This window comes from Legionella sp. W10-070 (assembly GCF_900640175.1).
Taxonomy (GTDB): domain Bacteria; phylum Pseudomonadota; class Gammaproteobacteria; order Legionellales; family Legionellaceae; genus Tatlockia.
Genome location: NZ_CAAAJC010000009.1, coordinates 1 through 24,130 on the forward strand (window position 1 = coordinate 1; position 24,130 = coordinate 24,130).

Genomic DNA, 24,130 nt, shown 5'->3' on the forward strand with positions numbered 1-24,130 from the left:
TTCAGCGTCGTGCCTACGGATTTAGAAATTTTGAAAACTATAGGTTAAGGGTTAAAGTTTTGTGTTCTTGATTAGTGCCCCCGGATTTGGGGAAGAGCCAAAAATCCATCCTGACTGCAATATTCCGTTCCTGCACTATCCTTTGTGCAAGCTCTCGACGAGCGGATGGCGTTGTTACTTTTTTTCGAGCACCTCTTTTAAAATTTCTGACTTTAAGCGCTCTTCAGCGTACATCTTCTTTAAGCGGCTATTCTCAGCCTCAAGCTCCTTTAGCCGCGCCATCATTGGGAGGATTACCGGAGCTCATCAGCTTTTTGACACCATTTTAAAATCGATACTAATGATATGTAATTCGATCCGGTATCATACGCCTTATGGGCAGAGCAACCTTTTTGAATTTTATCAGTAGCCAAAATTATCTCATCTTGAATATCTCTGCTATTTACTGAGGCCGCAATTATTGAACTATAAGGTATAAAAAACACGAGGCTAATCACTAATCTCCAAATTCCATTTTTAAACAAGACCCAATAAACCCTTGCAGATACTGATGCCGTTGTGCGGAATCGAACCGCAGACCTATTGATTACGAATCAATTGCTCTACCGACTGAGCTACAACGGCAATAGGGCTTATTATACTTGTAGAGGTTTAGGGTGCAACCTCTTTGTGAGACTGCAAATTCATTTTTGATTTAGGCTAAGTATAACACCCAGAGTCCAATCACTGCCTTGATTAGAGGGCATTAGGTTGATAGGCTCTTGAGGTTGAAGACCGTAGCCGTCCACCATCAGAGCATAGTAATAAGAAGGGAACAGGCAATAACCATAGAGGTAGTCGTCTGTGGGATATTGATCACTGAGTGTAGACCATTGTTGGTGGCATACTTGAGAGTCAGCTTTTTCCAATAAGGCTTGATTGGTAAATTGACTGCCAAACTGAAAGGGCTTGCTGTGAGCAAGTTCGGCCATACCGCCTAATACGAACCAGTTTTTAACCTGGTTATCAACTAAGGCGGGTTGTACCGTTTGATTGACCCGATGTACAGCATTCATTAAAGCAGACACATCGCTTTCACAAGTATAGGCATCTCCAGCTGCGTTATGTCCTGTAGGTAATTCATAATTGTCTGCAAAACAGGTACTCTCATCAAGAAATTGGTGGGTCACTTCTGTCTGTCCAAGCCCCAGGAAACTATGGATAAATACCGTCATATGACGTCCATAGATATCAAGTTGCTGAATATCTTGATTACTAATGCCTGCAGTATTTTGCACTGGAAAAACAATCTGTACAGAAGCCCCTCCCATATCCATCACCCCAGAGAGTTCTTTTTTAGAGTCGAAGGCACCCAATTGGTAGTTTACTGCAAGCCAGCCAAACAAACCTTCCTCGCTGCCAGTTATTGTTTTTGCTTTTTGCAACTGCCAGCCTGATTGATTAGCAAACCACTGTTGTAAAGCAGAATAAAGCTGTTGTTGCTTAGGTTGTGGTAACAGGCGCATACCGGCCGTTGCATAAAAATAAACAGCCAGGTTATTTTCAGGTGCTCCTGCAAACAAGGTCGTCAGATAAGTATTAACAGTGGCCTGATTTGATTCTATTGTCGCAAAACCAGGCTTAATTTTTTTTGACCATAATTCATGGATATTAATGGGATTTTTGTGTTTATCCTGATCGTAAGTATAAATATGCAAGCGTGAACCGGTGCTTCCAGCATCCACTACAGCAATACATTGGTGTTGCTGACAATTATTATCTGCAGCATCTACTGGAAAAACTGTAAATAAGGTAATGAATGAAACAAAAAAGGCAAGAACACGCATCATAGTTAATAGCCTATTGTAGAAGATAGGATGGATGCTACATTATGTATATTTTGTTGTCAATGAGAATTGTAATGGTTCAATTTTAGCCGTTTTATCGGCCTTTCTTGTAACAGGCAGGAAAAATATTGCCATCATCAGTCCCAAGTTCCACAGTAACCATACCACAATCTATCGTGTTAAAAATTTTTATTTTTCGCTCGTTCAGGGTTTGCAATGTTTCTTTATGGGGAAAATGATAGCGATTATCAAATCCTGCAGAAATTACTGCAAATCTGGGTGCAACCTGTTCTATAAAAGAATAAGAAGAAGATGTTTTGCTGCCATGATGAGGGATTACCAGAAAATCAGAAGCCAATCGTTCCCGATAATGGGCTATCAAGTACTCCTCAGCGGATTTTTCAATATCGCCGGTTAGTAAAATTTTCCCTCCCTTATTACTAATTTGCAAGATGCAGGAATTATTATTTTTATTTTTAAATGTTTTGTTAATTGCCAAAAACTGAAAGGATACCCCATCCCATTGCCAGGCGGGATAATGATGGCAATTTTTACCCCGATGATAAAAAGCCACATTATTCACTACCAGCTCACCAATATCATATTTCTCCTCCAAGGAGGCAAGCCCCCCCCGATGATCCAGATCCGGATGACTGATAATTACCTTATCAAGTTTTCCTATCCCTAATGTATGGAGAAAAGGAATAATGGCCAGTTTTCCCATGTCCCCACCTTGATAGAACTTCACACCTGTATCATAAATCAACTGATGCTTGGCAGTCCTTACCACCACAGCAAGCCCCTGTCCTACATCCAGGATATTAATTACTGCCTCATTATTTTTTATTTTGGGATGACCGGGAAAAAAGGCTGCGGTTATCAAGATAAGGATCGCAGGAAAAATAGCTTTAACAGGAAAAAAAAGAATAAGCCACATCGCCAACATAATGGCTAGCGGTGCCAGAAAGCGGGTGAATGTGAAATTCAAATTAAAGAAAGAAAATGAATCAATGAAATTCAAGTAATATAACAATGCATCTATCGACCAGTTAACTGGCACTAATAGTAAATGATTATCCCAATATTGAACTAAAAAAAGACTGACCAAAGCTAATGGAACAATAACAAAGCCAACCCAGGGAATAGCCAGTAAATTGGCTATTAAACCATTCACAGCACCATAAGAAAACCAATACAAGGTCAGAGGCATCAACCCAAAAAGACAAGCCACTTGCAGGCAAATGGTTTTTTTAAATCCTTTCCATGAAACCCTCTGGTTGAATAAAATCAGAATGGCTACAGCCAGAAAAGACAAATAAAACCCAGGCAACAAAATTGCATGCGGTTCAAAAAGAAGAACCGCGAGCAGAGAATAGCGCCAGGCTTGCCATGCAGTGAAACGATAACCAAGAAAATTTTTTAGCAGTAAGAAAAAACAGGCAACCAATGATCGTTGTGCAGGAACAGCAAATCCAGCAAGCAAAGCGTAGAAAAAAGCCATTATCAAACTAATAATACTAGCTGCCTGCGCTGCCGGGCAGTGAAGGCATAGCCTGCTGCTGCGCGACCATAACCATCTCATCAGCAAGAAGCTTAATCCTGCAACCAAGCCGATGTGGGCACCGGATATAACCATTAAATGGGTTGTCCCTGTTCGACGAAACAAATCCCATTGTTCTTTCGCCATATGTGTAGTTAAACCTAGCGTCAATGCCTCCATTACCCCCAAGGCTTGAGAAGAAGGGATTAATTTAACCAAAGATGAGGCCAGATTTTCGCGTAAACCCAACAAACTTTTCGAGTGATTCTCACCGGAAGCAAGTTTGGTTGCTTCTCGTTTGGTATATCCAGTCCAGGCAATATGACGCGCACTGAGCCAATTGACATAATCAAAACCACCAGGATTGGCTAAGTTGGCAGGCCTTTTTAATTTCACCTGCAAGCGCCATAAATCACCCAATTTAAATTGAGGACAATGCTTGTAACAAGCAAGCATTGCGGTGGCTTTTACCGGCTTACCATTGAAGTAAGTTACTGCAAACTGGAATTGCGATTTAACGGAAGTTACTGTGGGGATGGAGACTACCTTGCCTTCTATAAACGCTTTCTGAATAACCGGCATATCCGGGATGCCTTCATCAGACACCCACCACTGATGCGCTGTTCCCCAAATAGCGGCGGCAGCAAACCAGACAACGATTTGCCATCGAGGTGACAGGATCAGGCAAACCATCACAAAACTCAATGCATAAAAAGATTGAGCATAGACAAATGCTATCCCTGCAAAAAAGCAAAGAATTTCCATATTATTCAGTTGGACTTATTGTAAGGAACTTACTTTATAGTAAGTTATAGGAAGAGGCAATCGATCCAGGACAAACCGCTTCACTGTCTTCAATAGACCTGACAGGGAAATTATAAAAACACTAGCAATATCAAAAAGATTCCAATAGGATAAGATTAGTTTTCGGTGAAAGGGATATTCTCCATGATTATTTCTGCTTTAAATGAAAGCGACAAAGATACCCGTGTCGCTATTACACCCAGCGCGGTGAAAAATTACTCAAAAATGGGCTTTGAAATTCATTTTGAAACCAATGCAGGCAAGGCATCCGGTTTTAGTGATACAGATTATCAACAAGCTGGTGCAACAGTTGTCAATAATCGTAAAGCGTTACTAAAAGCAACCAATATCCTTGTTTGCGTCAATGAGCCTTCTCCCAAAGAATTGCAAGGCCTTTCTTCACAGGCGTTGATTATAGGCCATATTGACAACGAACCAGAAAGTGATTTGTTAACATGGGGATGTAAAGAAAAAATCAGCATTTTTTCCATGAACTTAATCCCGCGTATCAGCCGCGCACAAAGTATGGATAGCTTATCATCTCAAGCCAATCTTGCAGGCTATCGTGCGGTATTAGAAGGAGTGGTTCATTTTAAACGGGCTATTCCCATGATGATGACTGCCGCAGGTATGATCCATCCAGCCAAAATACTTATCCTCGGGGCGGGGGTCGCCGGATTGCAGGCTATTGCTACGGCCAAGCGCTTGGGGGCTGTAGTTTATGCATTTGATGTGCGTAGAGCAGCTAAAGAGCAGGTGGAAAGCTTGGGCGCTGAATTTATTGAAGTCAGTGAGGAGCATGATAGTGAAACCAGTGGGGGCTATGCTGGAGAAACAAGTGAAGAATATAAGCGCTTGCAAGCTGAGTTAATTGACCAATACGCCAAGCAATCTGATATCATTATTAGTACCGCTTTAATTCCAGGTAAAAAAGCGCCTGTTCTGCTATTCAAAAAAACAGTAGAAGAAATGAAACCGGGTTCAGTCATTGTAGATTTAGCTACTGCCCGCGGCGGTAACTGCGAATTAAGTCAACAAGATAAAGTCCTGAAACACGACGAAATTACATTAATCGGCTATAGTAATCTGGCTGGTTTAGTACCTGCAACAGCCAGTGAGTTGTACGCAACCAACCTGATTAATTTAATGCGCCATCTTGCCCCCTCTCCTCCAGAATTGGTTTTTAATGAAGAAGATGAAATTATTAAGCAAGCCATGCTCTGTCATCAGGGCAGTTACCTCCCTTTCCAACTGGTTAAAGGAAACATAGAAAATGCCTGATATTAATACACTAAGCAATCCCTATGTAGCAATTCTGACTATTTTTGTTCTAGCCTGTTTTGTCGGCTATTATGTTGTATGGAAAGTAACCCCTGCCCTGCACACCCCCCTAATGTCAGTTACTAATGCTATCTCCAGTATTATTATTCTCGGTGCATTAATTGCTGCCGGAAGTAAGCTGACAGGAACAATAACCTTTCTTGGTGGCATCGGTGTTTTTATTACTGCCATTAATATTTTTGGCGGCTTTGTGGTAACCCAACGCATGTTACGTATGTATAAAAAATAATGTCTACAGGATGAGCACTCATGACTTCTTTGTTTCCATTTTTATACCTGATCGCTGCTGTATGCTTTATTTTAGCGCTTAAAGGACTGGCAAGCCCGACTACGGCAAGGCGCGGTAACTTGCTGGGTATTACCGGAATGGCGATTGCTGTTGTTTCTACAATGATGATGCCGTCTATTGAGCACCACTGGCTGTTAATAGGTCTTATTATAGCAGGCGGCATTATCGGTACCATTATTGCCCTGAAAATCAATATGACTGCAATACCGCAACTCGTCGCCGGGTTCCACTCGCTGGTGGGTTTGGCTGCTGTTCTGGTTGCTTTTTGTGCTTACCTTTCTCCTGATTCTTTTCAAATTGGTGAGCCTGGAGCAATAAAAAAAGCCAGCTTAATTGAAATGAGTCTCGGGCTTATCATTGGTGCAATTACCTTTTCAGGCTCGGTTATTGCCTTTTTAAAATTACAGGGATTAATGTCAGGGCAGCCTGTCCGCTACCCGGGGCAAAAACTGGTTAATTTACTCATCGGGCTTTCTATTCTTGGTTTGCTTGTTCATTTTGTCATTGGCCAATCTCTGCCGATTTTTAGCATCATAGCCTTTCTTTCTTTTTTAATCGGTTTTTTACTTATTATTCCGATTGGTGGAGCTGACATGCCTGTAGTAATTTCCATGCTGAACTCCTATTCTGGATGGGCTGCAGCGGGTATTGGCTTTACTTTAAGTAATCATCTATTAGTAATCACCGGGGCACTGGTCGGTGCGAGCGGGGCAATTTTAAGTTATATCATGTGTGTAGGGATGAACCGCTCCATTATTAATGTCATTTTTGGTGGTCTGAAAGGAGGAGATGCAAATGCATCTGCTCGTATTGAAAATCAACAAATCCATCAGGCTAACGGTGAAGACGCTGCGTTTTTACTGAGTAATGCCAAAGATGTCATTTTTATTCCCGGCTACGGAATGGCCGTGGCTCATGCCCAGCATGCTGTAAAGGAACTGGTCGATTCTTTGGAAGCTCGCTCCATACGTGTACGCTTTGCCATCCATCCTGTTGCTGGCCGTATGCCAGGCCATATGAATGTGCTTTTAGCCGAAGCGAATATTCCCTATGATCGGGTTTTTGAACAAAGTGAGATTAACCGCGATTTTGCCACCTGCGATGTTGCTTTTGTTATCGGCGCTAACGACATCACAAATCCTGCCGCCAAAACTGATCCTAATTCACCCATCTATGGTATGCCAGTACTGGAAGTAGAAAAGGCCAGAACCGTTTTGTTTGTAAAACGAAGCCTGTCCCCTGGCTATGCTGGCGTTGAGAATGATTTATTTTATCGGGATAACACCTATATGCTTTTTGGTGATGCAAAAACAATGACTGAATCCATTGCCAAAGCCCTTGCCGACATTTAATCATCATTGTTGACAATTGGACCCAGAGCCTACGTTCCGCGCTTTATGCGCGGAATCTAGTCTCAAACCTTGTCAAGAGGATGGTTAGTTTCGTGTGGCTTGCATAGATCCCGCGCATAAAGCGCGGGAAGTGAGCAGTTTAAGTTGAAATATCAGCAGACTCTAATAAATAACCTGACAATAAATTTTATTATTTTTCATTACCTTCTGATTTGCCATAACCGTAAAATAAAGGTATCTTAATTTCTTTTTAGAAGGGAGATTTGTATGTTTAGAAAATTGGGTTATGGCCTGTTATGTGCTGGCTCTTTACTCAGCACTAACGCTTTAGCGATTAATCATGACTTTAGACCTGGCATAAGCATTGAGTACGAATTACCGCCAAATGATCCGCAAGAATTTACCAATTCCTGGTTTTGGACAATTACCTCAACTTGCACGGTTCGTACACGAGATAATAGCGATGAAATCTTCATCGAAGTGCTTAAGAAATCAGGAAAGATTAATGGACAACCATTATCTCAAGGCGATACATTGTCAATGATTGTTCATAATGGCGAAAAATTTGTTATTACAGCTGATTCAGGAGGCAAGGTTAAACTAACTAATCGAGGCTTAAGCACCATCGTTGCAAGCTGCTCAACCTAAGGCAAATTCTCTGTTATCCAAGCCTCCCCGCGGCATCGACCGCGGGATCCCTGAAAGGTATTAAGGGCATCGATATAGCCTATAGTAACTTGAAACCCTAAATACTTAATTTAATATTAGGCTCTGTTGACAATTAGAGCCAGAGCCTACGTTCCGCGCTTTATGCGCGGAATCTATTCTCAAACCTTGGCAAGAGGATGTTTAGTTTCGTGTAATTTGCGTGGATCCCACGCATAAAACGCGGGAAGTAAGCAGCTTAGGGTGAAATGCCGACAGACTCTAATGCTCACGTGTTGCCGTAAACTGAATGCCAGGGTAGCGCTCCTGTGCCATAGTCAAGTTTACTTTTGTTGGTGCCAAATACATCAATGAATCACTACCATCCAATGCCAAATAATCGTAAGCTTTATTGCGAAACTCAGTCATCGCCTTATCATCTTCTGCATAAACCCAACGCGCGCAACTGATACTAACTGCTTCATAAATACAATCTACTTTATATTCATGTTTTAATCGATGGGCCACCACATCGAATTGCAGCACCCCCACCGCACCTAATATCAATTGATTACTATTTAACGGACGAAATACTTGTGTGGCTCCTTCTTCGGAAAGCTCAATTAATCCCTTCAACAGGGCCTTGCTCTTTAGCGGATCTTTCAAACGCACCAAGCGAAAAAGCTCAGGGGCAAAATTAGGGATACCAGTAAACTTTAACGTCTCACCCTGAGTAAACGTATCGCCAATTTGAATAGTTCCATGATTATGCAAACCGATGATATCACCAGCCATGGCTATTTCAGCATGAGCGCGATCGCCGGCCATGAAAGTCAACGCATTGGCAATTTGAACCTCCTTGCCAAGCCTTAAGTGCGTTAACTTCATGCCTCGCTTGAAACTGCCCGAACAAATCCTTAAAAAAGCAATCCGATCACGATGCTTAGGATCCATATTAGCCTGAATTTTAAACACAAAACCAGTAAACGAGGCTTCCTCTGGTTTAACACAACGCTCCACAGCTGCTCGAGCTAACGGTCCCGGAGCGTACTTGGCAAAATCATCCAGAAGTTCCTTAATTCCGAAGTTATTAATTGCTGAGCCAAAATAAACCGGTGTTAATTTACCTGAAAGATAATCATCCACATTAAATTCATGGGAAGCGCCTTTAACCAATTCGATTTCGTCACGCAACTCCTGGGCGATATCTCCCAATAACTCATCCAGTTGAGGATTATCCAACCCCTTGATTTGTAAAGCATCCTGTTTTTGTGTGTTTTTTCCTGGCTGGTATAAGTAAACAGTATCCTGATAAAGATGATAGATGCCCTTAAAGCGTTTACCCATCCCAACAGGCCAGGTTACTGGCGCACACTGAATTCCAAGCACAGTTTCCACTTCATCAAGCAAGCTGATTGGCTCTCTACCCTCACGATCCAGTTTATTAATAAACGTCATGATAGGCGTATCGCGCAAACGACAAACCTCCATTAGTTTAATGGTTCGTTCTTCAACGCCTTTTGCAACGTCAATAACCATCAATGCCGAATCAACAGCAGTCAGAGTACGGTAAGTATCCTCAGAAAAATCTTCATGCCCCGGGGTATCCAGCAAATTCATTACATGATCATTATGAATGAACTGCATGACTGAGGTAGTAATGGAAATTCCTCTCTCTTTTTCCATTTCCATCCAGTCAGAAGTAGCATGCCGTTCAGCCTTTCGTCCTTTGACAGTGCCCGCAAGCTGAATTGCACCTCCAAATAATAACAATTTTTCAGTAACTGTTGTTTTACCCGCATCCGGGTGAGAAATAATTGCAAAGGTTCGCCTCTTGGCGAAATCCTGGTAAAAATCTGACATAAGTAACCTGCTAGTACCTAAAGTACAGTTAGGAGTAATAAAAATGGTAATTTTAAAAGGTTAAGATAAATAAATCAAAACAATGCATCGGGAAAAAATGATACGTTGATTATATATTAACACTGAAGATTATAATTCATTTATGGTTGCAGCGTTCTCGTAATCGCATCTATTTTCTGTTTATATAGCGTTTCTTTTTTAAAAAATCTGCGGTACAACGGCTTTAAACCCCCGGTTAAAACATCAGTACATTTTTGGTTAAACTCCCGCTCTTTCCACTTGGTTTCATTGTCGTTACAATATTTGATTATTATCTCTATTTTATCTTTATCTTCCGGCTCAAACAGGATCTTTTCTTTTATTTGTGCTTCCAGGGAAACAATTGCCCCGTACCTGTGCATCAACTTTAATTGTTTGGTATTCGGATCAGTGAGTAAAACCAGCTCATCTTCATTCGTTAAGATTATCCCTGCTTTTTCAAGTTTGGACAGTAAATGTAATTTAAATTCACTCACAATTTCTTTCAGCACCCTGGTTTGAATTCTACTTTCAAGCAGAGCACAGGAAAAATTAATTTTTGTCGCACTCAGTTGTTGCTTTAACCGATTAATATCACTTTCAAAATTTGAAAAAATCCTTTCCTCCATTGCTTCTATTTTCTTTAGCAACTCCATCTTGCTCAATGGACTCATCATGGCTTTAAGCCATTTCTCTGCCTCCTTAACATGCTGCTCTATAAGTTTTGAAAAAGCGGAATCATCCTTTAGAAAATCTTTAAGTTGCCGGTCATTTTCTATGGTTACTGATCTGATCGTTCTTTCAAACGTCTGATCTTCCTTAATAACTAACACCATACTCACCAGAGAAAGGAGGGTCATTAGCATATACTCTTCCTCACCTTGGGTGAGCTCATCATGATAAAAAATATAGTTATATAAAAAATTAATTGCACTCATATCAGACTCATCGAGATCTGTTTGGCTTAATTCATAAACACCTAGTGGAATTAATTCATCAGCACCAATCTGAGATTTAATCCTTGTATATTTACTGTTTATAAAGATTGCCAGCTCCAATGCTCTAAGGTAATGTCCACTTCTTAACGCATCCACGAAATCTTGTGCCTGATTCATCTATGACATCCTCCTTGATGAATATCGATAGTTTAAACGCCTGACAATCATTAAAAATAAGATACTGACGAAACTAACACACTGAATTTCCCGCATCAATGTTATCTCTTATTTAATAGTTGTTTTATCTGAACATGCAGTTGAATCACTAAAATTATCAGCCAGCCCGTAAACAAAACAAGGCGGCCTGTCGCAAAAGGTGGAATAAATTCATCAAAGAATACTATTCATGAAAGTTAATAAAGGGCTCTCACTTCTTCAAGTACTTGTGTGAGATTAGTCAAAACTAATTCATGTTAACAGGTTATTTTTTTAACTTAAAAATAATATCATGAGAGTCCTGATCATTCTGCTCGTAAATTTATATTTTCTAAGGTAAATAATGTTTACATACGTAGAAAGTTGAGCGATTTCTGCACACTTGCAGAACCTCTCAATATCTAGCTGTAGGTGTTGAGTCATCCTTCTTTGCAGCCGCTTTTACATCATTGGGAGCTTCGTTTGTGAGTGACCCATCCCGATTCATCCACCCTAAACTAACACAAACCTGCCTACTTCGGTTATTACTTGTCTGTGCATGCTTAATAATCTCTGATAGGTCTTGATAGTAGTTAACATTTGTTCGACGAAACATTCCAACAAGACACACGCTTTTCTCTTCCATCAACAACGCCTGATGTGCTGTTATAAATTGTATTTTTGAGTCAGAAGCCTTTAAATTAGCGACACTATTAAGTACTTGTACAAAAAATTCTTCACGAACATTTTCTCTTTTTGCATCAGTTTCAATAACCTTAAGATTAAAATGAGATGAAAGCTCCTGAATGTCTTTCGAAGAGAGTTGTCTTTTTTCGCTATCAGTTTTAGTAATAACTATTATTGGAACCCCTCCCCTATTTGAAGTCTTTTTTATGCGATTATGCGCTTGTTTTATCGCATCTCTCGCATGCTCAATGCTTTCTTCAGCACTTACGCATATTAAGACTTTTTTGTTTCCAGAAAACTTACCTTGATTATCGGCAAAGCGTTCAAATCCCTCTCTGTCATGATACTCTAGAGAAATATTTTCTTGTGAAAAGTTAGTTACACATTGATTTCCCATCTCAATAAGCGACAGATATGACGTAGTAAACTCATTTCCATGCAAACGATTTATAAGTGACTTTTTTCCTGAATTGGGCTGACCATATAATATGAAGCTTTTTGCCATCACTAATATCCTCAAAATTAAATAACTCAATAATAACGTAAAAATATTAAGTACATATTAAATATTAAATTAATAGTGCGAACTACAAAAAAAACCAGGAGCATGCGTGTAAAACAATCTAATCTGGCCTTGTTCCATGGAAGTTTTCACCTAATATCCTCTTCAACTCGCTGATTTTATTCATATAATCCTCTTTTTTGGCGAAAGGAATTATATAAAATGACTTAAAAATCAGCGAGTTATTTCTTGTTTTTTCATTCTTCTGTCAAATTTGTCCTCTGCAAAAGGCAAAGTGATCCACTGAACTGAGGTTTAATAATACCTTAATTTTTAAGTGCTAATATTTATTTCATATTGTCTATTAAAAATCAATTTGCCTCTCAGGAGTATGGATAAATGTATAAAATACATGCTGATTTTGTTAAAAAAAATCTTATTGTAGATATTCAAGCTGATCTGCTATCGGTGTGGCTAGAAATGAAAGAAGGTGAGATTGAGAAAGAAAGCCAAAGACGGATAAAACAGGCTTATATAGATGCAACCGAGGGTTTTAGGTGCAGCAAAACAGATCCCGATGCTACAGAATTATATCCAGGCATCTATGTTAATAAAACCAAATATAGAAACTGGGGAATCAGTAGCTACAGAATTGAGCTTGCGGTTAAAGAAGAATTTAAAAACACTTTCGTTAAAGTGCATTGGGAGAATCCTGAAAATGGACTTAAAACGCTCTTCGCCCGGCAAATTGATCATTTTTCTCCTGAGACAATCCTTGCGGACTTCATCAAAAGGCATCCCTGGCTGGAATGCGAATTAAATATAAATAATGGGTTTCAGGGTTCAATAACCTATGATTTTTTATATCATCTGCTTGCTGATTGCCTGCTTTCTCAAATGACACAACCAAAGCTTTCTTCATGGGGGGCAATCAGTGAGCAGCAGCTTGTTAAAAGAAAATTGGAGTGGAAGGACATTGACCCTGATTGGCTGAAAAGAACGATTGAAGGATATCCACTTTCCAAAGTAAATGATTTTTATGTACATGATCCTCGCCAACATCATCTCAGTTTTTTAACATCGAAAAAAAGCCCAGAACAGCCATCTTGGCTAAATTATCCATTAACTCGTATCGATTTGTTCCGCTATCTTGCCGTTAGCTTTTATAATGATATGCGTGCAGTAGAACAGGGTGGGATTCATTGTACAAAAATTGTCCCAATGGGTGTCCATGAACTGCAGCATCTTTCCCACGCCCAGTTAACGTATTTTGAAACTTTATTGTTGAATATTGGCTCCGAGGATGCACCCCTCTGGGTTCTTGCGCATAAACATAATAATCAATGGACGGTTTATCATCCAGAATTTATTCCTACTCAGGATTTAGTAAAAGATCTGGAAAAGTATTTACCGAACGTTAGTACAGTCCAGATAGATTACCAGGATAATACCGCTTTAAATGACATCTCAAAGCTTGATAATAATGCTCAATGGCATGCGGTATTGCTTGGGCGGATTCTGCCTTGGTGCCGTTCCTCACAGGGTGAATCTTTAACCCAATATCGTGAAAAAGTGCCTGTTTCCTTAATGCTTCATTCCATCCTGGAGAAATGCTTAACAACCAGTTTCAGTCAAAATGAAATAAAAAATTTAAAACGGGCTTTTATTCAGCGTAAACCATTTTCTAACGAGGAATTGCGGAAATTATATCCTTATTCTCATAGAAATCGTCGCGTTTTATTACAGGAAAATCATCATTCAGCACTGGAAAGCACTCTGAGCGCCGATAGTTCACTCGCCGCTTTTGATAAAAAAATATTTTCGATTTCAAACGCGAGGGATACCTTAAGCATCAATAAGGATGAAGTCGAAGCCTCTGAACTTATTAACGCCCTGAATCTCGTTTATCATAACCCTTCTATTTCCCGTTTAAAGTTACCGAAAGTAAGCAATTCAAATGCGCTAATAAGAGAATTATTTACCCACGATTTTAATCTGCAAACTGTACAAACGGATACACGCATTTACCGATTATATCCGGATTCATTCCAATACCCTATGGAATGTGCTGCACGAAATCGTTTTCTTGCTGAAATGAGAAAAGACGCATTGGAAAATGCAAAGGAAGATACCCATATGCGAAGCCTGCTATGGGATTTGGCAGGACAATCCATGGTTAATTTTTTTCAACAAAATGGAAAAGACATTGATTTGGATTTTATAAATAAACTGGGTGAGCTTAATCCTTCATGGGGTCAAAATTTCTGTGATCATCAAGATAAAAATAAATTTCCTGCTCTCATGTGGCAGTTTGCCCAAATGGCTCAAATGGGAACAACAGGACTGGATCAGATGTTTGAGTATTTGCAGCATACTTATGCTGATAAATGGAATGTCTTAGATAAGGAACCTGCGCCTGATTTACCTGCAGTTTTTGATCTCACCAGTAATATTTTCATAAAACCTAAAGATTTTCTTAATCATTTAAATTGGAAAATTCAAGCATTTGATCAGAAAGAAAAAGGCTGTTCACCCTTATTTAAACAGTTGTCACTAATATTACCGCAGCCTCTGGATGGAAATGCTCAGCAGGCATTGATAGATCTCATTAAAACGTTGAATGAACGCAAAAAAGCATTGTCCCAAGAGTGTAGTGAAATTGTACTTTATAATCTGGACATTCGTTGGGAAAAGGAGAACTTAAACTTACTTAATCATCTCCAGTCAATGGCTGACAAACAAAACCTGCAGGTTTTAATTCGTGTTCCTGCCTGGGACAGGGAAGCTTATCTGGACGAAAATCACCGTTCTCTGAAAAGTCATTATACCAAGCTGCAAAACAAAATATTGGATAATCAACGCAACACAACACATCACGCTTTACAACAAAACACACAAAACATTTATGCCTGTGCCGATGGCGTATTGAAACCTGAGGTCATTTTTGATGACAAACTGGCGCAAAAACCGCAACCCTGGCATGGAGAAAACGTTACTTATCCTTTGACATCGCAAACGCCAGGTATCCAACAACAGTTACAGCAACAGGTTGAACAAGAGTTTGAGGCTGAACAGGAACAACAGCAGGAGCAGGAACAAGAGCAGGAACAAGAGCAGGAAATTATTAATTACAATGAAGATGAAGATGCACTGATTAACCGTTTTAATATTGATGAGCGGTGTAAAAATCAGTGGGATTCGATTGATGAAAACATCAAACAAAAATCGGGTTGGGAACAACAGCATTTAAAACAATTGTTTTCCATCTGGGTTGGAAGTAGACAGAATGCTCAGCAAGTTATCGAAAAAATTGAACCGGCTGCCGTAGAAAAATTAATGCAGCATGCCAACAAGTTTCGCCTGGGCATCTCAAAAGAAAACCTTCCTCCAGGATTTTATCTGGCATATTCACGTCGAAATAAGGGTTTGATCCTTTGTTTTTCTGATAAGAAAGAAAAAGAAGACTTAAGAAAGCGTGCCGCACAAACCATAAAACAACGTAACCCTTTTACTGTTGAGCTTTATGAGCCAAGAAAACCCGCTGAGTTTCGCGGTGATTTCCGTCAATTTGTTGCCCTGACTCAAGAGCATGATCGAAATATGCTGCAAGCTTTATGGCGTTTTTTAGCGACGGAAGATAAGGATGAAGTGCGCTATGAAAACGCCAAACGCTGCTTAAAAGAGTTTTCCGAGGATGAATTAGAGAATAAAGATGCCTCTATAATCATGCAAAATGTGACCGTTTTTGGTTCACCTAATAAAGCGGCTGTTTATGACGACTGTTTAAATGTTCTACGGCAATGGGCAAAGAGAAAACATTTACAGGAAAAGCTCCAGGATTTATTGTTTTCACCGGAAAGTGATTTGGTGTTAACCGAGACCAATCTTAAAGGGCTTGGCCAATTGTTTTACCAATATGATGTGGAAAAACCCGATAACGGTACGGAGCATTGGCTTTTTATCTGTAAACAAATGTATAAAGCGTTCGGGAGAGAGCATTTTGCCATCTGGAAAAAACGACTTCTGGACCCATCGCAAAATTGGTCGGAATGTCTTGATAAGGAAGAAGTCGATGCCATTGCTTTAAGTATTGCCACTTTAAAGAATCAGGCTGAGTATCAGTCAGTCTGGTGGAAAATGGTGGATGCCCATGGCGCGGCCACAGGCCACATGCGCTATGCGAAGCTATGGTATGCTTATCAAAAACTGATTCGCTATATTGAAGATAAAAATTTACATATCAATTTACAGGCTCTGGATGAATACCTTTCCAATACAAAGGATTTTAATGCCAACGTGTTTCTTGACCGTTTGTACTATGTCTTAAAAAATACAACGGGGCAGTTAAACAGCGATCAACTTCAACAGAATATCCTGAATCATATTGATAAAATCGACTGGCGTCACAATGGATTATATTATGCTAGCCGTTATGAGGCTTATCCTTATTGGCAAGAAGAATTGAGGTTAACCGAATTCACCCCCACGCTTGAACAACCGCAGCCCAGCTATGTAGCAAACTGGGATAATTTGGGTAATCCGCTCCAATTAAAGACTGAACATGCACTTCGTTTTGCAGCGCAGCGTTTGCAATTGAGTATCGATGATTTTAAACAGTACAGAGACATGCTTTCCGGTGAAGCAGTCAAAGCAGATAAAGACGGATTAACTCTGCGTTTGTGGAACACTTGTCTGGCTTTAGGGAAAGATAAACTGAGTGATTTTGATGCTCATCAGCTAAAGGAGATATTTACCCGTTTAGCTGATGTCAATCCGCGCTGGTTGGCCTGGCTCAATGAACATGTATTTCTTGATGGCGAATTATTGACTAACAGTTTTCAAATGCATTTTGCCGATATTCCGGTGTTCTTAAATGTACTCGACAAGCTTGGCATGGAGAAAATACTTAATAGTAATGGTTTACGTTTAAATCAAAAAATTGCCTTTATCAATGCCTGTGGCCGTGCATTGCAATGTTTTGCCGGCAAAAATCAGGAAGAAAGCCTGACTCGACTATTAGAGATTGCCAAAGAAAAAGGGTTATCTAATCCATTAGTCAACGATTATCCCTGGCTTATTGATGAATTAAGCGATGCAGAAGATCTTTTTGCAGAATCTCAGAGTAAAGGAAGTGAGCCCTCTTCCATAATTAAAGAACAGTTAGGTGTATTTAAAAATCAATTACACTCCATTGATTTTGCTAAAAGCAACAGATTGCCCACTACTAAAGAATTACAGACAGCTATCCGAAAGATAGCTGGAGCAGAAGGATTCGGCAGTATTGAGCAACGCCGTCGAGATGTAGCAAATGTTCGTCGAAATCTGGTATCAGATTTTTTAAGTAAGGGGTGTCTCATTACCTATCAAGATGCACCGTTCCGTCAGCTCGAACGTGGGGAACATGAGCTTGCCATTCAATATTTAAATGCTCATCTGAAATCAGGGTTCAAAGCACAAAATTTAAAACTTTGTGAAACGCTGTTTAAATCATACCTCACCATCAGAACAGATGCAGACCCGGAAAAAGAGCTGGAAGGATTATTAAAGCTATTAACTAGCCTCGATAACAAGGCACATTACAATGAATTGGGTCAGGTCCTTGGTTTGTTGATTGCCAAGGCAAAAGCCAATAATCAGCAACGTTATTATTCCGTGCCCCAACTGGCTTCATGGCTCAGCAGCTTATTGGATAAGCAGTCTTTTGAACATCACCATTATCCGGTAGATTTGTTAAGTGAGTTATTAAATCATAGTCCTACCCTTTTAAACTCTAATTTAAACACCTTGCGCGCTGCCGTTGATAATCTGGAGCTTCAACGGATATTAGGAGAAATTTCCCGCTCATCCTTACCAAACACTTACAAGCCTGTATTGGCACGATTGGCTCTGCAACAGCGCGATCTTGCCTTTGTTCATGATATCCAGGAGCTGTTCCTCAAACTCCACGATGCAGGAATGGAGCCTAAGTGGTTAAAGGCTGTCAGCCAATTGGTATTGAGTATACAACACGAAGAAAAATCACTGCGAAAAGCAGTCATCGCTGAGTTAACCTCAGACTTAATGATCACTCCGAGCATTGGCTGTCAGGAGAGTCAGATAAAGTGGATTCATTTAATTACCAAGGGGGAGATTACACCGTCTGAATTTATTCGATTTAAAGCCGTCAATGATAAAATGGCCCTTAGCCGCTATATCCTTGTTCAGGCACTTAAGGACTGGGGGAGCGAGCATTATATACTAGAGGCTCTGAAAAGGTTGCTTGAAAGAAAGCCGACAGGGGAACTAAGAAAACTGGCAGCATATTTCGCCACTGATCCCAAGCCTTCATTGGTCATGTTATCTAAATTATTAAGATTGCCTCAATGCGACACTACAGAAAAACTGATACATCATTATGAATCAGTTGAGCAGGGATTAACTCCGGAAGGGAAGTCGAAGCGCCATTACAGTGTAAACACCGAAGATAAAGACAGTTTACTACGGGTACTGGCAGGCTTTAAGCGAAAAGGAAAAGGATTTATTTCTGATAAGGAACAAAAACAACTTCTCAACTTGTTGTATTACTGCAACAGTTATAGCCAGGCGAAACAGCTGCATACACTGCCTATCGAAGCATTGACTGAAACGATGCATCAATCATTAGCTGAATTAAAACATGGCTCTGAGGGAAATAAACATCAGGCCTCAGTGCAGATATTGGCCTGTATGCGGGAAATACTGCTGCGAAAAACGGGCAAATGGGCCAATCATACTCAGATGCTTGATTTAATCTATGCAGCCTTACATAACGATGAAAGTTTGCTGCATCAGGTACGCACCGGACAAGGTAAAAGCATTATTACTATTATGCGTGTCGCTTACCTGGCATTAAACGGCAAAGTAGTAGATGTCTTTAGTTCCAAAGATAGTCTCTCAAGGCGGGATCATGAGGAATTTGCTCCTGTACTTGATAGTATAGGCATACCTCATAGTTATATCACTTCAAATTCACCGGCAAAAGACTATAAAGCAATCATTTCAGATAACGGCGTTGGAGCCATCAATTATCAAACAATCGGTAATTTCAGTTTATTTCATTCAACCCACATTTGGGAGGGCAAAACCAAAATTGACCTAGATCCCAAAAACCGGGTTGCATTTCTCGATGAATGTGATCATATTTTAAGGCACGAACACACCCAGTTTAATTTTTCTGATAATACCGACAGTGATGCCATTTATAATCTGGATGAATGGGTTTATCGCGTTGCTTATCATTTTTATCTCGAAAACAAAGAACATTTTAATCGCAATGAACAAAACGTCTTAACAGTATCCCGTATTCCCGATCTACAAAACCTTTGTACTCTTCTGCAGGAACAGGTGAAATACAGCCCGAAACAATCCCGTTTCTTTCAAAAATACATCATTCCTGCTCTAAGCAATGATCCGGAAGCTATTGCAAAACGCGACCAGCAACTAAAACAATTACTGACAGCAGCACATATTGCTTCGGGCCTGCAGGAAGGAGTAGAGTTCTGTATCAGACCGGATTCAAAAACCGTCAGTGGCGGACTTGTGATTTCTACTAAATTTGCCAAGGTGATGATCAAGAATCAGATAAGCCCCGGCTCTACTTACAGTGATTTGGTGCAGCAATTTCTTCATGTCCGCCTGAATGAGGAAGCAGTTAACCATGGAGAAACCCCTGATTTCTTCGTAGAACCAGCCAGCCAGATTGCGTTATCCCAAAACACGCCTTATTTGCTGAAAAAACATTATGACAAGATGGAAGGGTGCACAGGTACAGCCGGTAACGAAAAAAATCTGCAATTTTATCAATCAAAATATGGTATTGAGCATGTAGTTAAACTACCTAGTCATGAGCCTATACGCAGTCGATTTCTGCCAACTATCTTTTGTGAATCAGAAGAAGAACAAATTAAAGCGCTGGCAAAACAGATTGTCGCCTTTAAAAACCGACCTGTATTAACCACCTGTAAAGAGGACATTGCGGTTAAACGTATTGCCGATAAAGTGCGTCAAGCTATACAGGAAATTGATCCCGGGTATGATTTTGGCAGGTTTATTAAAGATACCAACGACAGTGGAAAGACTGAAGCTGATGTCGTCCCCATAGCTGGTCGTGCGGGTGCTGTAACTGTCAGTGCGAGGATGGGGCGTGGAACTGATATCAAGCCGGAAACGGAAGCAGGACTTGCAACTATGCGGACTTACCCAGCCATCCCCGATATCGTCAAGCAGGAGAGAGGCCGTCAAGGGCGAAATGGGGCGTATGGTACTTGTCAGGATATTATCAATTACGGAGAAGTGAAAAAAGAATACAAGTATTATAAGGAGTATCACAAAAACCGCATGCAAGCGACTTTAGAGGATGAAAAACAACATTTAGAGAAAAAACTGCAAAAACATCAGCAACGTGGTTCAGATAAATGGGATTGGCTGGCTAACGACTCAGATACCCAGGAAAAATACCTCATTACCCGCTCTGTGGAACGATTAAAATATGAATTGAAAGAAGAACAGGAGCATTTTCTTCGTAATAAGGAATATTTAATTGCCTGCTTATCCGGAAATGTCATGGATGTCCTGCATAAAAGCATCGGTGGTGGTTATCTGGCTTTAAACCAGGAAAATCTGCGTGAAGACTGGTTGGAGTGCCGAAAGCAAATCGAAGCCGCCTGGAATATTCGTCTTGCCGGGAAAACAGGCGATACAGAAGAAATTTATCAGGAATTTTTCAAAAAGGCCGATCAACACTGGCAAGAAATTTGTGCCCGCCATCGTAGTTTAAATCCTTTAGTGCTGCTGGACTTAACCCCCAAGGTTGAGCAATTGTCAAAAGGCGAAGAGACTGTAATGCAGTTTCTGAAAGATCAGCATGTAATATGGAATTCCAAGCGTGAAAGAAAACTGCTAACGGCACCGGATCATGACGAACTAAAAAAGATAGAGAGGCAAATTAAAAAAATCCTTCTGGCATACCACCCTGACAAGCATCTCGAAGCGTTATCAGACACTGAAAACGAAATTGTCAGATCAGCCAATGGATTAAAAGATCTGATTAGCGATTGCCTGCATAGGATAGTTTCTCCGACAGAAAATCTCGAAAAAATCAAGCCTTCCATAGTAATTCAACCAGAATTAAGCCCCCAGGAAGGTGCATTAGTGATATCCAAACCAAGGCCGGTAAAACCAACTCAGGAAGCTGATATGCCTGATGTTTTGAATTTTTATCAGCAGTGGGTTAGCGGTACTGAAAAAGCTTATTTTTCTGGTGCCGAAGTCACAGAGCCATTTATCGAGGCCATTTACGGCGAAGAACAAAAAGGACTCAATCAGCTGTACAAAACCTTGCAATCGGCTAGTAGTTTTAACGAGAAAAGCAAGCTGGATGCTCAACATCAAACATCGCGCAGAGCACAATTGTTTAATCAATTAACCGGGATTCTCGAGCATCCTGCAAGTTACAGTGTGTCATGTGCGGCTATGGCCAAAGTCATTGAACAATTGGTCAATGCGGAAGATGTCGCCAATGACAAGGGTTTTATCGATTGCCTGCGTGAATTTTTCAAACGCGGACATTTTAACGAAGAGTCACCCTGTGATCTTGAACCTGAGGAAATAGCTAAAAGAAGCCGACTAATATCCTTGGTCATGAATATCGCTATCAAAGGTTTTGTCGAAGTCAAGTCACCGCAACTGGTAAAAAATCTGAGCCTTGTGATTCACAAACACTTCTGGGATCGTTTTGATGATGAGTTGGCAGAGAATATTGAAAAAATATTTGCTTCTGAAAAAGAGAGCACGGCTTTATTAACGAAACATACCAACAAATCCGAACTACTCTTCATTATCGATTTAATTGATAAAAACCGCAAAACAGCAAAAGCGGCCGATCACATTGAGCAATTGAACGCTTATCTGAAAACCTATGTCAATGATCTTGATTTGTCACCTGCTATTATACGACCGGTGTTTGAATTAGCATTAAGCGGAGGGGCGTTTGATTGGCGCAATCATGCACTGCCCAAACCACGCTGTTTGCCGGAAGCATTTAGCGAGGAAGCACAAATTGATTTCTGGCATTTTCTTGTTCGCCATCAACCGGTGGTTGATGAAAGTTGTGAGAAATTAATCAACTTGTTGTCTCAGGCAAATTTGAATGAAGACAGTGTGAGAACAAAATTTTTACAGCAGGTTTTTGTTCCCTTGATGGCACTTCCGCCGCATCTGAGTCTGGACTATATATATAAGCATCTGGAAAACAAAATAAGCAGACAGAACTTTAACTCTGCGCATGATGTTCTGAATCAATTGCAACAGAAAGGAGATGCATTTGCCCAATTTATGTCTTCCAGAGGGTTAGTGGAGTCTCATTACCCTGTTGCATCGTCTATTAAGGAATATAAGCAATGGCATAGCCTTTTCAAGAGCATGACTCTGGAAAAGAATCAGCTGTTTTTGGGGGTAGCCAGGAAGCACCCTTCGCTTTCACCAAAAACAGTTGCCAATCTGTCTCAATTGGTTAGTAAGAACCAAATACAGGATGAAGGTCAGCTGAAAAATGTATTTAACCTGGCTGAAAAAATTCAATCTATGTCGGGTGCCAAGAAAACATTTTTTACGGTTCACTTCGACCAGGCGCTTAAAAATTATGATAAACAACTGATTGATGATCTATCTGGTTTTGCTGATAGCATAAAAAACTCAGGTGAACTGCAGGATGATGATCTACCCTTGTTATATAGCTGTTGGCAAAGAGAGCATAATGCAGCACTCATTAATGACAGCTTAATGATATTAAACCGCATCAAAACATTTAACATCGATAAGTTGCATACATTATATCTACATCAGCCGATAAGCAGTGATTTAAATGCCTCCTATCTTGGCTTTTTTAATGTATTCAAAAAACCGGAAAATACCGGTCTTGATGACGCAAACCGCAAGCTTCTGTGTGAAGCCTATTTTGAGGAAAAAACAATAAAAAACCCCTCTCAGTTAGAAGAGACCATTCAGGTAATTAAACAAGCCCACGAACTTAGTGAAGAAAAGAATTTCAATGATTTCTTTGGTGAATTCAATAGTTCAAAAAGAAAAGAGCGTGAGGCTTTAATGCAACATCTAGAGCATGATCTGATCAAAGTAGACGATGGGTTTAGCAGACGTTGTTATGAGGAATATAAAAATCTGGCTGTAAAAATCCCCCAACTTCCTGAGCGTTTAGACAAACTCAAACCTGAGATTCGCCTAGATCAAGTCAAAGATTGCTATCAGAAAGTAACTCATTTTGCCCATGAGTTGTCTAAAGTGGCTAAACATCCTTACATAGACCAACCATCTCCATCAATAGTTGGTCAACAGGCGGTTAATGATATTAAAGCCTCTTACCAGCATTACTTTCAGCAACAACAAGGCCGTTATGCCAACTTCTGGTGGAAAAATAATGAGCGCAAAACCCAGGCGAACAACTTGTTTAGTAATCTTGCTATTCAGGCTTTAACGGCTGCCAACAGGGAAAGTCTTTATGAAAATACCCTCACAACAATTTGGAATACTCAAAAATCTATATTGGAGAGCGATAGAAATACCAGACGTAACACAAAGGGTTACAGTCGCCTCTATGACATCAGCGTGCAAATGTTCTTAACCGTTGCCCGTGACTGTCTGGCCGATACTTCAGTTGAACCGCAGGAAAAAAGGCATGTGGCTGATCGTTTACATGAACAACTGACCTTCCATATCAAAATCCTGCAAGAGCGGCTGCCAGCCCGTCATCCATTAAAAGATAAAATAGCTTCTTGTCGACAAGGTTGTGATGAGGCAGGATATTACGGTTCAACAGAGTTTGCAAATCTGAGCCGCTTAATTTCAGCAGTAGATAAAAAATCGGTAGACAAGCATTTGCGTTACCTGGTGGACAACCTTGTCTGCCTTGTTGACTTATCCGACAAATCGGCCATAGTGAGTTCGCACTCAAGCCGGATTTAATGACCATGATGATCATGGATGGCTTAATGTTGTCGAAGGAGCTCCTGAATTAAGGAGTTCCTTCAATCATCAGATTCAAATGAGGCTATCCTGATTATCTATCCCATGTTTCTATAGAATCAGGAGTAATCCACCC

Annotated in this window: 10 protein-coding genes, 1 tRNA gene and 1 pseudogene; 5 read left to right on the forward strand and 7 right to left on the reverse strand. The window is 40.3% G+C overall.

What is annotated here, in order from left to right; all coding sequences use genetic code 11:
- Positions 1-106: 106 nt before the first annotated feature.
- From E1O65_RS05105 to E1O65_RS05120, 4 genes and pseudogenes are all read right to left on the reverse strand, one after another.
- A pseudogene (locus E1O65_RS05105) lies at positions 107-285 on the reverse strand (IS3 family transposase); the annotation flags it as partial.
- 266 nt (positions 286-551) lie between these two features.
- A tRNA-Thr gene (locus E1O65_RS05110) sits at positions 552-624 on the reverse strand.
- Positions 625-683: 59 nt separating this feature from the next.
- Positions 684-1,829, reverse strand: coding sequence for a multidrug DMT transporter permease (locus E1O65_RS05115; RefSeq protein WP_133132522.1), 1,146 nt, complete (start codon positions 1,827-1,829; stop codon positions 684-686).
- Positions 1,830-1,920: 91 nt separating this feature from the next.
- A complete protein-coding gene (locus E1O65_RS05120) occupies positions 1,921-4,131 on the reverse strand; it encodes a DNA internalization-related competence protein ComEC/Rec2 (protein WP_133132523.1) in 2,211 nt (736 codons plus the stop codon).
- 183 nt (positions 4,132-4,314) lie between these two features.
- On the opposite strand from E1O65_RS05120, the gene E1O65_RS05125 reads away from it, so the two are divergent.
- The 4 genes from E1O65_RS05125 (at position 4,315) to E1O65_RS05140 (ending at position 7,800) form a co-directional block, all read left to right on the forward strand.
- Positions 4,315-5,451 (forward strand): Re/Si-specific NAD(P)(+) transhydrogenase subunit alpha, encoded by a 1,137-nt coding sequence (locus E1O65_RS05125; RefSeq protein ID WP_133132524.1) that lies wholly within the window; start codon positions 4,315-4,317, stop codon positions 5,449-5,451.
- On the forward strand, positions 5,444-5,740 hold the full coding sequence (locus E1O65_RS05130; protein ID WP_133132525.1) for a proton-translocating transhydrogenase family protein: 297 nt from the start codon (positions 5,444-5,446) through the stop codon (positions 5,738-5,740). The genes E1O65_RS05125 and E1O65_RS05130 overlap by 8 nt, the downstream gene beginning before the upstream one ends.
- Positions 5,741-5,760: 20 nt before the next feature.
- Positions 5,761-7,152: an NAD(P)(+) transhydrogenase (Re/Si-specific) subunit beta gene (locus E1O65_RS05135; protein ID WP_133132526.1), complete on the forward strand. Its 1,392-nt coding sequence runs from the start codon at positions 5,761-5,763 to the stop codon at positions 7,150-7,152.
- A gap of 267 nt (positions 7,153-7,419) precedes the next feature.
- The gene (locus E1O65_RS05140) at positions 7,420-7,800 is read left to right on the forward strand and encodes a hypothetical protein (protein ID WP_133132527.1); all 381 of its coding nucleotides are present in this window, start codon (positions 7,420-7,422) and stop codon (positions 7,798-7,800) included.
- A 279-nt stretch (positions 7,801-8,079) separates the two neighbouring features.
- On the opposite strand, the gene E1O65_RS05145 is transcribed toward E1O65_RS05140, so the two are convergent.
- The 3 genes from E1O65_RS05145 to E1O65_RS05155 all read right to left on the reverse strand — a co-directional run bounded on the left by E1O65_RS05145 (position 8,080) and on the right by E1O65_RS05155 (position 12,003).
- The gene (locus tag E1O65_RS05145) at positions 8,080-9,660 is read right to left on the reverse strand and encodes a peptide chain release factor 3 (protein WP_133132528.1); all 1,581 of its coding nucleotides are present in this window, start codon (positions 9,658-9,660) and stop codon (positions 8,080-8,082) included.
- Between the two features lie 140 nt (positions 9,661-9,800).
- Positions 9,801-10,793 carry a hypothetical protein gene (locus E1O65_RS05150; RefSeq protein WP_133132529.1) on the reverse strand — a complete coding sequence of 331 codons (993 nt, stop codon included), beginning with the start codon at positions 10,791-10,793 and terminating at the stop codon, positions 9,801-9,803.
- Between the two features lie 433 nt (positions 10,794-11,226).
- Entirely contained in the window at positions 11,227-12,003 is a 777-nt protein-coding gene (locus E1O65_RS05155; RefSeq protein WP_133132530.1) for a hypothetical protein, read from the reverse strand.
- A gap of 396 nt (positions 12,004-12,399) precedes the next feature.
- On the opposite strand from E1O65_RS05155, the gene E1O65_RS05160 reads away from it, so the two are divergent.
- On the forward strand, positions 12,400-23,994 hold the full coding sequence (locus E1O65_RS05160; RefSeq protein WP_133132531.1) for a hypothetical protein: 11,595 nt from the start codon (positions 12,400-12,402) through the stop codon (positions 23,992-23,994).
- Positions 23,995-24,130 lie beyond the last annotated feature (136 nt).

Coding starts and splice junctions, on each gene's coding strand:
- E1O65_RS05115 (WP_133132522.1), bottom strand. CDS start 1,829: ATGATGCGTGTTCTTGCCTTTTTTGTTTCATTCATTACCTTATTTACA.
- E1O65_RS05120 (WP_133132523.1), bottom strand. CDS start 4,131: ATGGAAATTCTTTGCTTTTTTGCAGGGATAGCATTTGTCTATGCTCAA.
- E1O65_RS05125 (WP_133132524.1), top strand. CDS start 4,315: ATGATTATTTCTGCTTTAAATGAAAGCGACAAAGATACCCGTGTCGCT.
- E1O65_RS05130 (WP_133132525.1), top strand. CDS start 5,444: ATGCCTGATATTAATACACTAAGCAATCCCTATGTAGCAATTCTGACT.
- E1O65_RS05135 (WP_133132526.1), top strand. CDS start 5,761: ATGACTTCTTTGTTTCCATTTTTATACCTGATCGCTGCTGTATGCTTT.
- E1O65_RS05140 (WP_133132527.1), top strand. CDS start 7,420: ATGTTTAGAAAATTGGGTTATGGCCTGTTATGTGCTGGCTCTTTACTC.
- E1O65_RS05145 (WP_133132528.1), bottom strand. CDS start 9,660: ATGTCAGATTTTTACCAGGATTTCGCCAAGAGGCGAACCTTTGCAATT.
- E1O65_RS05150 (WP_133132529.1), bottom strand. CDS start 10,793: ATGAATCAGGCACAAGATTTCGTGGATGCGTTAAGAAGTGGACATTAC.
- E1O65_RS05155 (WP_133132530.1), bottom strand. CDS start 12,003: ATGGCAAAAAGCTTCATATTATATGGTCAGCCCAATTCAGGAAAAAAG.
- E1O65_RS05160 (WP_133132531.1), top strand. CDS start 12,400: ATGTATAAAATACATGCTGATTTTGTTAAAAAAAATCTTATTGTAGAT.